General features: G+C 40.0%; 14 protein-coding genes. 7 read left to right on the top strand and 7 right to left on the bottom strand.

The genetic code is table 11. The annotated features are described in order from the left end of the window. Window positions 1-134: 134 nt before the first annotated feature. Together NSS77_RS06015 and pgeF are read left to right on the top strand one after the other, a co-directional pair. Window positions 135-1,391, top strand: coding sequence for a sialidase (locus NSS77_RS06015; protein WP_342470814.1), 1,257 nt, complete (start codon window positions 135-137; stop codon window positions 1,389-1,391). A 185-nt stretch (window positions 1,392-1,576) separates the two neighbouring features. Beyond that, window positions 1,577-2,338 carry a peptidoglycan editing factor PgeF gene (gene pgeF, locus NSS77_RS06010; RefSeq protein ID WP_342470813.1) on the top strand — a complete coding sequence of 254 codons (762 nt, stop codon included), beginning with the start codon at window positions 1,577-1,579 and terminating at the stop codon, window positions 2,336-2,338. A 342-nt stretch (window positions 2,339-2,680) separates the two neighbouring features. Here the strand turns inward: pgeF and NSS77_RS06005 are convergent, their stop codons facing one another. Beyond that, the gene (locus NSS77_RS06005; RefSeq protein WP_340715701.1) at window positions 2,681-3,961 is read right to left on the bottom strand and encodes an IS4 family transposase; all 1,281 of its coding nucleotides are present in this window, start codon (window positions 3,959-3,961) and stop codon (window positions 2,681-2,683) included. Between the two features lie 590 nt (window positions 3,962-4,551). On the opposite strand from NSS77_RS06005, the gene NSS77_RS06000 reads away from it, so the two are divergent. From NSS77_RS06000 to NSS77_RS05985, 4 genes are all read left to right on the top strand, one after another. Next, window positions 4,552-5,961, top strand: a complete 1,410-nt coding sequence (locus NSS77_RS06000; RefSeq protein ID WP_342471210.1) for a LysM peptidoglycan-binding domain-containing protein — start codon at window positions 4,552-4,554, stop codon at window positions 5,959-5,961. Window positions 5,962-6,319: 358 nt separating this feature from the next. After that, complete coding sequence (locus tag NSS77_RS05995) at window positions 6,320-7,408, top strand: DUF1611 domain-containing protein (RefSeq protein WP_342470812.1); 1,089 nt, start codon at window positions 6,320-6,322, stop codon at window positions 7,406-7,408. Continuing rightward, the gene (locus tag NSS77_RS05990) at window positions 7,405-8,547 is read left to right on the top strand and encodes an alanine/ornithine racemase family PLP-dependent enzyme (protein WP_342470811.1); all 1,143 of its coding nucleotides are present in this window, start codon (window positions 7,405-7,407) and stop codon (window positions 8,545-8,547) included. Before NSS77_RS05995 ends, NSS77_RS05990 begins: the two co-directional genes overlap by 4 nt. Before the next feature lie 177 nt (window positions 8,548-8,724). Beyond that, complete coding sequence (locus tag NSS77_RS05985) at window positions 8,725-8,889, top strand: hypothetical protein (RefSeq protein ID WP_342470810.1); 165 nt, start codon at window positions 8,725-8,727, stop codon at window positions 8,887-8,889. 134 nt (window positions 8,890-9,023) lie between these two features. On the opposite strand, the gene NSS77_RS05980 is transcribed toward NSS77_RS05985, so the two are convergent. The 6 genes from NSS77_RS05980 to NSS77_RS05955 form a co-directional block, all read right to left on the bottom strand. Continuing rightward, entirely contained in the window at window positions 9,024-9,809 is a 786-nt protein-coding gene (locus NSS77_RS05980; RefSeq protein ID WP_342470809.1) for a nucleotidyltransferase domain-containing protein, read from the bottom strand. Between the two features lie 66 nt (window positions 9,810-9,875). Next, a complete protein-coding gene (locus tag NSS77_RS05975; protein WP_342470808.1) occupies window positions 9,876-10,091 on the bottom strand; it encodes a DUF1540 domain-containing protein in 216 nt (71 codons plus the stop codon). A gap of 154 nt (window positions 10,092-10,245) precedes the next feature. Continuing rightward, window positions 10,246-10,419, bottom strand: coding sequence for a hypothetical protein (locus NSS77_RS05970; protein ID WP_342470807.1), 174 nt, complete (start codon window positions 10,417-10,419; stop codon window positions 10,246-10,248). Between the two features lie 84 nt (window positions 10,420-10,503). Beyond that, window positions 10,504-11,190 carry a DNA/RNA nuclease SfsA gene (sfsA, locus tag NSS77_RS05965; protein ID WP_342470806.1) on the bottom strand — a complete coding sequence of 229 codons (687 nt, stop codon included), beginning with the start codon at window positions 11,188-11,190 and terminating at the stop codon, window positions 10,504-10,506. A 95-nt stretch (window positions 11,191-11,285) separates the two neighbouring features. Continuing rightward, on the bottom strand, window positions 11,286-12,806 hold the full coding sequence (locus NSS77_RS05960) for a malate:quinone oxidoreductase (protein ID WP_342470805.1): 1,521 nt from the start codon (window positions 12,804-12,806) through the stop codon (window positions 11,286-11,288). 432 nt (window positions 12,807-13,238) lie between these two features. Then, the gene (locus tag NSS77_RS05955) at window positions 13,239-13,862 is read right to left on the bottom strand and encodes a CoA pyrophosphatase (RefSeq protein WP_342470804.1); all 624 of its coding nucleotides are present in this window, start codon (window positions 13,860-13,862) and stop codon (window positions 13,239-13,241) included. Between the two features lie 303 nt (window positions 13,863-14,165). On the opposite strand from NSS77_RS05955, the gene ahpC reads away from it, so the two are divergent. Next, the gene (gene ahpC, locus NSS77_RS05950; RefSeq protein WP_342470803.1) at window positions 14,166-14,729 is read left to right on the top strand and encodes an alkyl hydroperoxide reductase subunit C; all 564 of its coding nucleotides are present in this window, start codon (window positions 14,166-14,168) and stop codon (window positions 14,727-14,729) included. The last annotated feature ends 14 nt before the right edge of the window (window positions 14,730-14,743 follow it).

The raw sequence follows: 14,743 nt of genomic DNA, 5'->3' as shown, positions 1-14,743 counted from the left end.
GTTTCAATAGTATGTAACAACTACTATTTTTAAGAACATATTCATGGGATAAAAATACTATTCCAGATTCGAACCCTGAAAGTTCCTTTTTTTCTCTTCCTGCATACACTATTCAGAGAAACGGAGGTATGCATATGTACATGTATAATAATGGCTATCCTTATTACTACGTTTATGTACCGGTCAATTATTACCACCCTTATCAGTACCCTCTGTATGCACAACAAATCCCCCAACAATCCTCAAGACCAGGCGTGCAACAACTGATCCAACGCATCCGCACGGAACATAGCAACTTATATACCCAGCTGGAACAAGCAGGGGTAAATCCTCAAATGGTTGATACCCTCATCTTTTTAACCATCTCCTATTTGCAAAGCCAACAAAACTTGAACCGCACTCCAACCCAAATTTACAATCAGTTCCAGCGTGATAATCCTTGGTTCCTGCCATTTATTCGCTCGATGAATTTCCCAGAAAATACAGTGAACCGCATTTTAATAAGAGTTATTGAATTAGCTCTGTCCTATATCCGAGGGGAAAGTCCCACTCCAGAACCTGGACCAAGGCCGGAAGCAGGATGGTCCGATTGGGAAAGCCTTGGCGGCACATTATTAAGCGCGCCGAGTGTAAGTTCATGGGCTCCCAACCGGTTGGATGTCTTTGCAAGAGGGAGCGACAATACGCTGTACCATATCTGGTGGGATGGCAACCGCTGGAGCAACTGGGAAAGCCTTGGCGGTGTATTGACTTCTGCTCCCGGATCTGTTTCCTGGGGGCCAAACCGGATTGACGTCTTTGTAAGAGGGACAGATGATGCATTGTACCACAAATGGTGGGACGGCAGCCGCTGGAGCAGTTGGGAAAGCCTCGGCGGCACTTTGACGAGCGGTCCTAGCGCCTCTTCACAACGGGCAAATCAATTGGATGTCTTCGTAAGAGGAACCGGAAATCGCTTATATAAAAGAACTTGGAATGGATCCAATTGGGAACCTTGGGAAGACCTTGGAGGAAATCTGGCTTCCGAACCTGCCGCAATTTCTTGGGGACCGAACCGGATTGACGTCTTTGCGAGAGGGGCAAATAACGATTTAATTCATAAATGGTGGGACGGCAACCGCTGGAGTGATTGGGAAAGTCTCGGCGGCACTTTGACAAGTGCGCCGACAGTTTCATCCAAACGGGCAAACCACCTGGATGTCTTTGTAAGAGGCGTGGGCAATCGATTATATAAGAGAACTTGGAACGGCACTCGTTGGGAACCTTGGGTAAACCTTGGCACTACACAAATCACGAGTGCACCAGCCGCTGTTTCTTGGGGGCCGAACCGGACAGATGTCTTTGCCCGGGGACAAAACAACGATTTAATCCACCGGTATCAACAAAGTTAATCATAAACGATCCTATCGGGTAAAACGTTACCTGATAGGATTTTCTTATGCTTTAACGTTTACTGTGTGAAGCGGTAATGTTTCCGCTTTTGTCCAATATGGAATATTCTTATGACTCTCCCGAAAGAACAGGATATAATAAAAGTTGCCATCCAAAACGACGAACTGTCTATGGGAGTGAAGATATGACGACAAAATTTTATATCAATAACGATCATTTCATTGCCGGCATAACATTAAAAAATGAAGAGGAATTGGAACAACATAACATGGCTCTTCATGTTTGCGAAAAGGAAGAAGAAATCATCCAAAACCGCAAAAAACTTGCCGCTTACATCGGGTGTGATATCCGGCAATTTGTTTGTGCCAATCAGACCCATAGCGACAACGTTTACAAAGTGACCGCACAAGACCGCGGACGGGGCGCCCTGTCCAAAGATACCGCCATCCCAAATACAGACGCCCTTTATACTACAGAACCCGGCATTGTCCTTTGCACCTTTACCGCCGATTGCGTACCGGTCATTTTCTATAGCGAAAAAAGCGGGATCATCGGAGTCATCCATTCCGGATGGCAAGGAACTGTGAAGGAAATCACAAGAAAAGTTTTTGAATATATCCGGAACAACGAGCAATGCGATTTGCAAGACTTCCATGTGCTTATCGGCACCGCCATCAGCCAAGAAAAGTTTGAAGTCGATGAAGATGTATACGAAAAATTTAAAAACTTGGGATATGCGGATGAATTCGTTTATTTTAATGCGGAAACCGGGAAATACCATATCGACAACCAACTAACGGTAAAAAGACAATGTGAACTGAGCGGTATACCTTCAGAACAAATCTTCATTGATGCCACATGCACCTTCAAAAATCCACAGGGCTTTTCCTACCGGGAAGATAAAAAAGCCGGTCGCCATTTGACTTTCATCATGAAAAAAGCATAAACAAAGAGGCTGGGAAAAAAGATAAAAAACACCATTTTCTCCCGGGAGAAAATGGTGTTTTTTTGATAATTGAAGAAAATTGATTTCCGTTCCGGGGACGCTTTCCGCGGGCCCGGCTCGAGCCCAATGTCAGAAACTTATACAACCAATAATTTACAGTTAGTAGGCAACCATCTGGTTGTCTACTTTTAAAAATACTATTCAACCTACAAAGTGTTGATAATTTTCTAAAATCGGCTAAAAAAGGCAATAGGATGCCCGGGGCTTAAATTTTTATTTTTTTAAGCCCCTAATTTATTTACATTTAATAAACAAATAGGTTATATTTATCCTACGTATTGTTTATAGACACCTTTTTTGGTTTAGGGGATACTTTGTTGAGGACAGACCATTCCTTCGTGGGTAACTTCTCCCAAACCGAATAGGTGTCTTATTTCTTATAATCACTTTCATGATTTTTGTAAACATTCTCTCTCTTTTGATTGGACAATCTTCTAATAATAAGTGAACCATCCTATCTTTTAATTTTCCTATTAAGATATTTGTGTTTACTTGATAATCATGTTTTCGTCTTTTTTTCTTACTCTCCTCATTAATTGTTTCATTGGCATCATTTCTCAATAAACTGACCATATTCGATAAATATATTGATGCATAGAAATCTTGTTCAATTGCGATTTTCGAACTACCCGTGAAATTTTCTATTTCGATTTTATTTTTCACATCATTATATTCTGTTTCAATTCCCCAGCGTTTAAAATAAAGAGATTTAAACTCAGAGATATCAAACTCTTCCTCGGTTAAATTTGTGACAAGTATTTCTTCCGTGCCAGAATCCAGTGGGAATCTAACTACACGAGCAGTAATCACTTGTTTCCTATGTATTATATGAATGTTTTGATCAGCATCTTTCGCTTCGACAATTTCCTTTATCGTATTTTTTTGACATCGCATCACATATTTGATACCAAGGGCATCTAAATAGGCAATAAAATCTCTCGATGGATACCCTCGATCAAATAAAAAAAGATCATTTTTTAATCCAATTTGTACGAGTTCTTCAATCATATCCTTTGCACTATCTCGCTCAGCTACCTTATATGGATTGATTCTAGAAGTAATAATGATTCCATTCTCAAGATCGTAAATACAAGAGGCACTAGCTCTTGCATAACTTGTCTTATGATTTTTTCCATACCCAAAATAATTTCGAAGCTCCTCAGTATCAGGAATTTGGAGCACACTTCCATCGATTGCGCAAAGTCTAAATCCACGATAAGTTTTAAAGGAATTTTCTTCATAATACCAATTCACAATCGCTTTTGTAAGTTTTACAAAAGCGAGAGGAGAAATCTTTTTTCGTGCGGCTGAATAGCCTTGTTTGGAAATACTAATTTCTGATAAATTAAATTTGTCGAAAAAGTCGTCAAGTTCAATTTGGAGGCTCTTTTTAACAAAGTTTAAGCTAAATAGAATAGTATTTTTAAAATTTAACTTCTTTTCTTTTCGTGTAAAATACGTTTCTTTTGTCCGAGATTCAAGCATAAACATCACATCATTCAGCAACTTTCGAGTAATCTCAATTGCCCCTAAAAAAGTACTTTTTGTTTTCAAAAAAACCACCATCCTCGTTTTATTAACCAAAAATTGGATTCTAAAACGATTTTGGTGGACTTTTTAAAATTACAAGAGGCTTATTACCTAATTTTATAAAAGTTAAATTAAATATTATTTTCCATTAAATGTAACGTTAAGTTGATGACATTGGGCTCGAGCCTCCTCGGAGCTCAATCCTTCGCTCCTGCGGGGTCTCGAGAGGGCTCGTCGCAGGAAAGCTTTTGCTTTGCGACTAAGCGTGCGCGACAGAAACTCGCCCCGTCACTCCAATCAATTTTTTACAAAAATTCTTTTTGCAGCTCGTTCACTTTATTAGTTATGTCCCAGCCTCTTTTTTATGGCCACATCGGCTGATTGGCGCTGCCTATTTCACTTTATTTGCCCCTTGAATGATAAATCCGGTTTACGAAGAGAAAACTCGTCCGATTTCTTTCGGGGCATCGGTTTTAAAAGCATTTGTTCCGTCCCCTACAGGTGCAAGGAGGCTGCCGTAATCAAAGCCTTCAACTGCGGGAGACTTTCTTTTTTCAATATGCATATGAAATTGCCGGCTGGAACATATATTGCAGTATGAAAAGAAGAAAGGAGGTTTTTATCTGAGAATTCACGTTATTCAGCAAGGAGACACCCTTTGGAAATTAGCTAATTTATACTATACGAGCATGAATGCCATTGTCCAGCTTAATCAACTTCCAAATCCCCAATCATTGCTCATTGGCCAAGCAATTCTGATCCCGGATACAACAACTCCCCACATCATTCAATTCGGAGAAACATTGTGGTCGATTGCAAGTGCTTACGGCGTATCTATCCAGTCCATTCAACAAGCAAACCCTGCCATCAATCCTTACAATTTAATCCCCGGAACAACGATTTACATCCCTCCACGGTTACACATGGTTCAACCAGGAGAAGCCCTGTGGCAAATTGCAGCTTATTACGGAACAACAACAGAAGCCATTGTAAAACAAAACGGTCTGCGAAGCCCGGATAACATCTACCCTGGAATGATGCTCATCATCCCAAGACCAAAACCATCCATCGAAGTCAATGCTTATTCCTATCAGCAGGATGCAAACGGGGCGGATTCCGTCAATGCGGTGGGCAACTTGCTTACGTATTTCACCCCGTTTTCCTACATGATCAAAGAAGATGGAACGTTGGAACCTTTTGCTGATGAGTTGATGCTCAGCGCGGCAAAATCCAAACAAGCGGTGCCGATGTTGGCGATCTCGAATTTTTCATCAACCAGCACAGGTTCAAACTTGGCCCACGCCATTTTATCGAATCAGGAATTGAAGGAAAAATTAATCGACAGTTGCATAAAGGTCATGGATGAAAAAGGCTACCGCGGGTTAAACATCGATTTTGAATATGTGCTGCCGGAAGATCGGGAAAATTATAATGAATTTTTGCAACTGGCCGTTAACCGGCTTCATGAGAAGGGATATTTCGTTTCAACCGCTCTTGCGCCGAAGACGGGTTCGGAACAGGAAGGTCTGCTTTATACCGCCCACGACTATGAAGCCCACGGGCGCATTGTCGACTTTGTCATTTTGATGACTTATGAGTGGGGTTGGAGGGGAGGTCCGCCGCAAGCCATTTCGCCGATCAACCAAATAAGACGTGTGGTGGAGTATGCGGTAACCATCATTCCTCCCGAGAAAATCTTTTTGGGGTTCCAAATTTATGCAAGGGATTGGAAAGTGCCGCATGTGGAAGGTGCAATTGCTGAAACCTTCAGCCCTCAGGAAGCCATTCGACGGGCAACCCAATATAAAGCAGAAATCTTATATGACGAAACCGCCCAATCCCCCTTTTTCCGATATGTGGATCAAAACGGGCAAGCCCATGAAGTATGGTTTGAAGATGCAAGAAGCGCCGCCGCCAAATTCAAACTGGCCATCGAATATAAATTGCGCGGTATCAGTTATTGGGCTTTAGGATATCCTTTTCCGCAAAATTGGGCATTATTAAATGATTATTTCAACATTATTAAACTTTAAAAATAATATTCTACTATAAGCGGTGCAAACATACATTATTGTTTGTGCCGCTATTTTTTGCCATTATCCGCTCCTTTTATGTTTCAATTCTCAATATTTATGCAGACTAAAGATACAAAAGTTACAAAATTTCTAAAGTTTTTAGCTAAAAAAAGGAAATTTTAATGAATTTTGTTTCTATTTTTTGCGTAAAAAATTTAATATCCATATAATTTAAATTAACGAAATAATTAAAAAATTAAATGATGAACTATTTATTTCTAACATCTTATTACATCATGTTTTTGCTTCATGATTTTACACTTCCAAAAGCAGTAGAAATATTGTCGTGATTCTTCGGTTTATGGAGGGATGAAACATGAAGAAAAAAGCAATCATCTATTGTGAAGGCCAATTTGGCTCTATGGATGGGAAAACCGCGAATGGTCTGGTTCGCGAGCCGGGATACTACGACATCATTGCCGTCATAGACAGTACAAAGAGCGGTTTGGATGCCGGCGAGTATCTCGATGGAGTCAAAAATGGCATCCCTTTATGCAAAAACCTCGAAGAAGCTTTATCAATTTCCAAAGAAAAACCAACTCATTTCATCCTCGGAATCGCCCCTGGTGACGCTTTTTTAAAAGATGAAGAAAGGTCTGTCATTTTCGAAGCCATGAAGGCCGGTTTAAATATTATCAACCCATTGCAAGAATTTCTGACTGAAGATGAAGAAATGATGAATGCCGCCAAAAAATACAACGTCACAATTCGCGACATTCGAAAGCCGAAACCAAAAAAAGAGTGGCATTTATTTACTGGCGGCATCTTAAATATCCATACGCCCATTATTGCCGTTTTAGGGACAGACAGCGCTTGCGGAAAACGGACTACCGCGAAAATACTTGAAAAAGGATTCAGGAACCGCGGGTTTAAACCTGTCTTTATCGCAACCGGACAAACCGGTTTAATTCAAGGTGCAGAATATGGTTTTGCAATGGACGCTTTCCCGCTTCAGTATCTAATCGGAGAACTGGAAGGGGAGATATTGCGGGCGCACAAAAACGAAAATCCAGACATCATCATTGTGGAAGGGCAAGGGGCACTCAGTCATCCCGCCTATGCCAGCTCATGCGGTATTTTAAAAGGGGCACGGCCACAAGCGATCATTTTGCAGCATCCACCAAAACGGAAAGTATTAGGCGATTTTCCGTTTATGCCGATGCCGGATCTCCAAGAAGAAATTAACCTGATTGAACATTACGGAAACACGAAAGTCATTGCCATCACGTTGAACCACGAAAATATGACAGATGAAGAAATCGACCAAACCATTGTGGAATATGAAAAGAAATTGCATTTGCCTGTCAGCGATGTGTTGAAAAAGGGCGACGAAAAAATTATTAATGCAATCATCGATTTCTTCCCATCTTTAAAAGCCAAAGAAAAGGTTGTGAGTTCAAAATGAAATTGAAACCGGTACCTCGAATTGAAATCAATCTGGATAAAATTCAACACAACGCTGCGGTCTTAAAACATTTATGTGAAGCAAAAGGGGTGGAAGTAACGGGGGTTGTAAAAGGGGTTTGCGCGGATTTGCAAATCGTTAATGCGTTGATTCAGGCAGGCATCACGAGACTTGCCGTATCAAAAACGTTTCATTTGGAAAAATTGAAAAAGGCAAAAATCAACGCTACCCTCATATTGCTTCGAACCCCTGGAATATCGGAAGTTCCGGCTGTCGTCAAATATGCGGATATCAGCATGAACTCAGAAATGGATGTTATTCGCGCATTGTCCAATGAAGCGGTGAAACAGGGGAAAACCCATAAAATCATAGTGATGGTGGAAATGGGGGACCTTCGTGAAGGTGTAATGCCGAAAGATCTTCCGGCATTTATAAGTGAGGTAATGCAGCTTCCGGCAATAGAAATTGCCGGTATCGGCACGAACTTCGCTTGTTTCGGAGGCGTTCTGCCTACAGAAGAAAAAATGAGGGAATTCTCTTCCATTGTGGAAAAAATAAAACGTCAATTCGCTTTGCAACTTCCGATTGTTTCCGGAGGCAACTCCGCCAATTTAAAATGGCTTCTTGAAACGGATGATATCGGATCAGTCAATGATATACGCCTCGGCGAATCGATTCTGTTAGGAAGAGAAACCACTGAAGGCGGGATTATACCCAATCTTTATCCCGATACTTTCAAATTTGTTGCAGAAGTCATTGAAGCCAAACAAAAACCTTCTTCCCCTTATGGCTATCGGGGAAAAAACGGCTTTGGCGAATCCATCGAGTTCCAAGAGCATGGATGGATCAACCATATTCTCGTGAATGCAGGCAGACAGGATGTGTTTGTCCCTGGTTTATCGCCGACGAAGCCGATAAAAATCCTTGGGGCAACCAGCGACCACATTGTAATAGACGGGAAAAAACACCAATTTGAGGTTGGAGATGAAATCACTTTCACTCCAAACTATGCAGCGGTACTTTCTTTAATGACATCTCCATACATCCATAAGACATATATTGAATTCACAGGAAGCAAACATGAAAAACCAAACAATGTATACAGCATCTATAAACAAAAATTTCTTCCAAAACATTAGTTCATCATCATGGTCGGGGATGCTTGTCCAATTCAAGCATCCCCATTTTTATGCCTGAAAGGAGCTTCATTCGTTTTAAATTATTCCTCTTTCTCCTTCAATTAATACACTCTTTGGTGTGATAAAAAAATCGCTTCTTCCCATATTAAAATTACCTGAACAAAAAGGAGGTCTACTATGGGAAGAGATAACAAACAAGGCAAAACAAAGAACGCCGAGGCTTTACCGCAAACACCAAAACAAGAAAAAATTCCGGCCAGACTTGCAAGGGAAGAGTTTTCCCGTGAATTGTCAGAACTTGAAAAGTTGGTATTGAAAAGAAGGGGAAAAATTAAAAAATAACGGCAATCATGGTGGAATTCACAACGGAAGCGGCAAGCTTTTCGTCCTGTGGATTCCATCATTTTTATTTTGAAAAAAACTTAAAGATCTTTTTCGAAATGTCCTTATCAAAATGTATGGCCCGAAAGGCTTTTTTAAAATTCGCCCCATGCCTCTTTTAATATCATTCGGAATAATTCATCCAGTTGGGCTGTCGGATCCTTTTTCTCTCCATGCCATGTTCCGGCTGCTTCAATCAAGAAATTCAATTCTTTCTCTATATAATCATTCAGACAGGGAATCGGATGGACTGCATCCTGCTCACCGCAAATTTTCACTTCGACCAAATGCTCCAGTTCCTTTTTCAACTGTTTAGGCAGATGCGCATGTTCAAACAACGATTGAAAATTCAGCGGCGGAATTTCTTGAAATTGTACGATCCATTTGCCGGCCAACAAGGACCGAAAAGCGTTCAAGTAATTTTTTATCTTCACATCCTTTCCATGGAGTGAAGACCAATTGTTTTTCGTTATTTTTATGTAATGGAAAAGCATCGATTGAGGGTTAAACACCTCTTTTTCCAATAAGCGCAGCCCGGAAATAAAACCCGTTTGCTGCAAGTAAACTTCACCGCTTCTCATCCATTCCAATATGGCGGGATTGCTTTTTCGAAACAGCCTTAATGCTTTCGTTATTTCCCAACCGCTAATATCGAGATGATCCTCTATTGGCAGCTCAATTACATCCCGTTTTTTCCCCATTCCTTGAGGATCGATGGTAAGATACCAATCCACCGGATGCACATAAATAAAACGCACATCATAATCACTGGTTTTTGATGCCAACCCCCAAGCTCTGCTGCCGGATTCAACGGCATATAACACTATTACCTGGTATTTCCGCTCAATCTCCCTTAATCGGGCGACAATGTTTTCAAACAATTTATGCACCTCCTCCAAAGAAAAAGAGGGGACTAAACAACCTTAGTCCCCCAAAATCGCCAGCCTTTATTTGCGTTCATTTTTTGGTCTGAAGGTTTTACAGCAAGTTTCTTCTGATGATTTGGCCTTTTCAGCAGCCTCGCGGAAATCGATTTCCGAACCAAACTCCGATGACTTATCTTTTGAATCCGTGTCAATCAGAATTTTTTCAGCACCACAAACATTCCCTTTTTTGTGGAAATAACAATTGGAGACTGTACAGTTTACGACTACATTTGGCAAGGCAATCCTCCTCATCAAGTTAAAATGAGAAACAGCTGTACCATTTCTCAAGAGTATTTTGTGCATTCTGAAAAGGTTTATTTTGATAAAAAACCAGCATAAAAGTGAATTATTAACACAACCCATTATTCAATGGGAGATTTGCCATAGCCGATTAATGCCATAGGGTTCTTTCACTGACCGGCTCTTGTATGCGTTTTTTGCCCTCGTGGGAACTTGATTCAATGGTCATGTCAGAGGCAAATTCGGTGGACTCTTTGTTTTCGGATGGATGAACCTGAAGCTTCTGTTTGCTTTGCAACCCGCCTGTTTGTTGTTCGTTGGACATTTCAATCCTCCTCAATGGCCAAATTGGAACAAAACCAAAGTTTGTTCATTTTTAAAATGCTTCAAATTCATCTTTTTATGTAACCTATAAAATGACGGGAATTTGCTTGCCGATGGACATTTGATGTTCATCCACATGTGTTTCATATGCCAAAATTCGTACACCCTGTTTGGATGCTTGCACCAGTGCATCGGTGAAAGAAGGATCCGTTTCGCTATTTGGTGTGAAATAACGGCAGCCCTCCAATTGGATAATAAACAAGATAATCCCTTTATAACCTTCCGAGACCGCTTTTGCCAGCTCCCAAACATGCTTAGTCCCCCTTGCTGTGGGAGCATCCGGGAACATGGCAACACCATCCTTTTCCAACGTGACGCCTTTCACTTCAACAAAACCTTTTTCTTGTTCTGTTTCAAAGTATAAATCAAATCGGGAATCCCCATATTTGACTTCCTTTTTTAATTGTCGGAGATTACGGATTTCGGCAATTTCCCCTCCCGATATCGCTTCATACGCAACGGTGTTCGGCGCCTGTGAATCAATATTGACCCAAAGGTTGCCTTTTTTTGCCGCAATGAGGGAAAATTTCGTTTTCCGGTTGGGCTGGTCGCTCTCTTCCAAAAGCACCTCGGCATTCGGAAGCAGCAATTCTTTTAGCCGGCCCGTGTTTTTCACATGCACTTTTTCAATTTGTTCATCCAGATAGACTTCCGCAACAAAACGGTTTAAACGTCGATGAAAGATCGCCTTCTTGATTTTTTTGTAGTTCACCCAAATTCACATCCGTCTCATAAATATTGTAAAAAAATATACCAGATTTCCTTGACGGAGATCTGGTATGTCTTAAACATGTATTGAATCTTTTCTTATGATTGGACCGCTTGTAATTCTTTTTCGATATTTTCTTTTCCTAAACCTAAAATTTCATCTGTAGAATCTTGAACTTTTCTGAATAATTCAGGATTGTCCAATAATTTTTGGCCATAGGATGGAATCATTTCTTTAATTTTGCCTTCCCATTTTTTCATGTCATCCGGGAAGCAGCGGTTAATTACGTCAAGCATTACTTTTACTGCTGTAGAAGCACCTGGGGAAGCCCCTAACAATGCAGCAACGGAACCGTCGGATGAAGTGATGACTTCCGTACCGAATTGCAATGTACCTTTTCCGCCAGTTTCAGTATCTTTAATAACTTGCACGCGTTGACCCGCGATAACGATTTCCCAATCTTCGCTTTTCGCGTTTGGAACGAATTCGCGCAATTCTTCAATGCGTTGTTCTTTAGTCAACAATAATTGGCCGATCAAATATTTTGTCAACGGAATGTTTTTCGCACCGCAAGCAAGCAATGTAACGATGTTGTTGCCTTTAATGGATGCGAATAAATCCATGTATGAACCCGTTTTCAAGAATTTAGGCGAGAATCCTGCAAATGGTCCGAACAATAATGATTTTTGGCCATCGATATAACGTGTATCCAAGTGAGGAACGGACATTGGCGGTGCACCCACTTTTGCTTTACCGTACACTTTTGCATGGTGCTTTTTAATGATTTCAGGATTTTTACATACCAAGAACAATCCGCTTACAGGGAAACCACCGATATGTTTGCTTTCAGGAATACCTGTATCTTGAAGTAAATGTAAGCTTCCGCCTCCTGCACCGATGAATACGAAATCGGCAGACACGTAATTCATTTTGATGCTGTCCAAATCGTGCACTTTTAACTCCCAACGGCCGTCTTTTGAACGTTTGATTCCTTCAACCATGTGGTTGTAATGCACTTGTACGCCTTGGTTTTGCAAATGTTTAACCAACGTACGTGTCAATGCACCAAAGTTCACGTCTGTACCTGAATCGATTTTCGTAGCCGCGATTGGTTCTGTGATAACACGGTCTTCCATCATCAATGGAATCCATTCTTTTAATTTTTCCGGATCATCCGTAAATTCCATTCCTTCAAATAAATGCAGTTTTGAAAGCGCTTCAAAGCGTTTTCTTAAGAAGTTGACATTATTTTCGCCTGTAACAAAGCTCAAATGTGGCAAAGGCATAATGAATTCATGAGGGTTTTGAATCAAATTATTTTTGACAAGGTAAGCCCAAAATTGTTTAGAAATTTGGAATTGCTCATTAACATTGATCGCTTTTGAAATGTCGATGGAGCCATCTGGTTTTTCTACTGTGTAGTTCAACTCACACAATGCAGCATGTCCCGTACCGGCATTGTTCCATTCATTGGAACTTTCTTCGCCCGGTTTGTCCAATTTTTCATAAATGGTGATATTCCAGTCCGGAGCTAGCTCTTTTAGTAACGTTCCCAAAGTTGCACTCATGATTCCGGCACCGATTAAAACGACATTTTTTTTGCTTTGACTGCTACTCATTTTATAACCATCCTTATCTCCCCTATTTTTTCAAAAAGTATGTGGACTATTTCACATAGCCAGCAACTTTTTGAACATACATTTTAACCTTATTATAGTATAACACTTTTAATTTGAGATTTAAATATTATATATATGCTTTGCAAAGCGAAAATCTGAACATGTTGACAAATTTTTTCATCAACAAATGCTCCTGCTATGAAATATCTTTCTTTTATTAATGATATTATTGACGGAAATGGATAAAGTATATGTAAAAAAATTAACGAAATATTTGGAAATTTATTATTTTCATTATATCGAAATAACGTTTTATCCATTTATTTACTTTGTATCACATAGAAAACAACATCAAAAATAAAGGATATGGATATTTTAAGAAGCACATTTTCAAACTTGATTTCCACAACCGAATATGAGAGCAAGTTGGTTTCATTTTATATTTTTAAGTATTTCAATAAAATGTTTTAAAATTCTGGCAGTTAACCCCCAAATTGTATACTGTTCATAATCAAAAAACCATTCTTCCATTTCCCTCGTTCTCCATTTGTATTCCTTTCCATTCACAATTTTTTCAAAAGGAAAGTCGGGTGGCGGAACAATTTTTAGTTGGACTAAATGAGAATAAGGCTTGTAATTGAGAAACCACTTGATTGGAATTGTAAAAACTTCTTCCACTTCCTCCCTATTATAAGAAGGTTGAAGAACGTCATAATCGATGGTCGCGACATACGGATAAATGACAAAAGAAGGAGAAGTCACCAGCGGACTCAATTCCCCTATTACCTCGATTTTTGACGGATCAATTCCCAACTCTTCCCGGGTCTCCCTTAACGCCGCCTGCAAAGGGGATTCCTCCGCATCTACTCGACCGCCTGGAAAACTGATGTCCCCAGGCTGCTTCCTTAAATGAAATGAACGTACTTCAAAAAGAATATGCCAGTCTCTATCAATTTGTACGAGGGGAATCAATACTGCCGAACGAAAGGCCTGTTCTTCACCGATAAACCGGAATCGTTGTTCCTCCAACTTACTCTTTAACTGTTCCAGAAACATGAAATCTCCCTCTCTTCATCTATATAAAACCTGCTTTCTTCCTAATCATAAACGATGATTGAAGATGGTGCTTGTTTCTTGTATTACCTAATTATTTCCTCTAAAATAGATATTGGAATCTTTATTCTTTTATAGTAATGTAATATATTTGGCATTTTTACGTATACATTTTTGTCAAAAATTTAGACTATCCATGAAATATTTAATGAATTCTGTTTGACAAAAAAGAATATGTATATAATAATTTATTTCAGGTAATAATTATTACAAAAAGAATAAAATTAAAATTTGGAGGTAAAGAGTATGTCATTAATCGGTAAACAAGTTCAACCATTCACTGCCCAAGCTTACAGAAACGGCGAATTCGTAACTGTAACAGAACAAGATTTCAAAGGTAAATGGTCTGTTGTATGCTTCTATCCAGCTGACTTCACATTCGTTTGTCCAACAGAATTGGAAGATCTTCAAGAACAATATCCAAAATTAAAAGAACTTGGCGTTGAAGTATATTCTGTATCAACAGACACTCACTTCACTCACAAAGCATGGCATGATACTTCAGAAGCGATCAGCAAAATCACTTACACAATGATTGGTGACCCAGCACACGTTCTTTCAACACAATTTGAAGTATTAAGAGAAGGCGAAGGTGTTGCTGACCGCGGTACATTCATCATCGATCCGGACGGCGTAATCCAAGCAGTGGAAATCAACGCTGACGGTATCGGCCGTGACGCTAGCACATTAATCGACAAAATCAAAGCTGCACAATACGTACGCAACAATCCAGGCGAAGTTTGCCCTGCAAAATGGAAAGAAACAGGAAAAACACTTAAACCAAGCCTTGACCTAGTTGGTAAAATCTAAGGAGACGATTCAAC

The organism is Ureibacillus sp. FSL K6-3587 (assembly GCF_038593165.1).
Taxonomy (GTDB): Bacteria; Bacillota; Bacilli; order Bacillales_A; family Planococcaceae; genus Ureibacillus; species Ureibacillus suwonensis.
Note: the sequence above shows the minus strand (reverse complement) of the source record. Positions and strands in the feature narration are given on the sequence as shown.

Bases quoted from the DNA above. Each gene is read 5' to 3' on its own strand.
- NSS77_RS05990 (WP_342470811.1), top strand. From the start codon at position 7,405: ATGAAATTGAAACCGGTACCTCGAATTGAAATCAATCTGGATAAAATT.
- pgeF (WP_342470813.1), top strand. From the start codon at position 1,577: ATGACGACAAAATTTTATATCAATAACGATCATTTCATTGCCGGCATA.
- NSS77_RS05995 (WP_342470812.1), top strand. From the start codon at position 6,320: ATGAAGAAAAAAGCAATCATCTATTGTGAAGGCCAATTTGGCTCTATG.
- NSS77_RS05955 (WP_342470804.1), bottom strand. From the start codon at position 13,862: ATGTTTCTGGAACAGTTAAAGAGTAAGTTGGAGGAACAACGATTCCGG.
- NSS77_RS06015 (WP_342470814.1), top strand. From the start codon at position 135: ATGTACATGTATAATAATGGCTATCCTTATTACTACGTTTATGTACCG.
- NSS77_RS05970 (WP_342470807.1), bottom strand. From the start codon at position 10,419: ATGTCCAACGAACAACAAACAGGCGGGTTGCAAAGCAAACAGAAGCTT.
- NSS77_RS05960 (WP_342470805.1), bottom strand. From the start codon at position 12,806: ATGAGTAGCAGTCAAAGCAAAAAAAATGTCGTTTTAATCGGTGCCGGA.
- ahpC (WP_342470803.1), top strand. From the start codon at position 14,166: ATGTCATTAATCGGTAAACAAGTTCAACCATTCACTGCCCAAGCTTAC.
- NSS77_RS05985 (WP_342470810.1), top strand. From the start codon at position 8,725: ATGGGAAGAGATAACAAACAAGGCAAAACAAAGAACGCCGAGGCTTTA.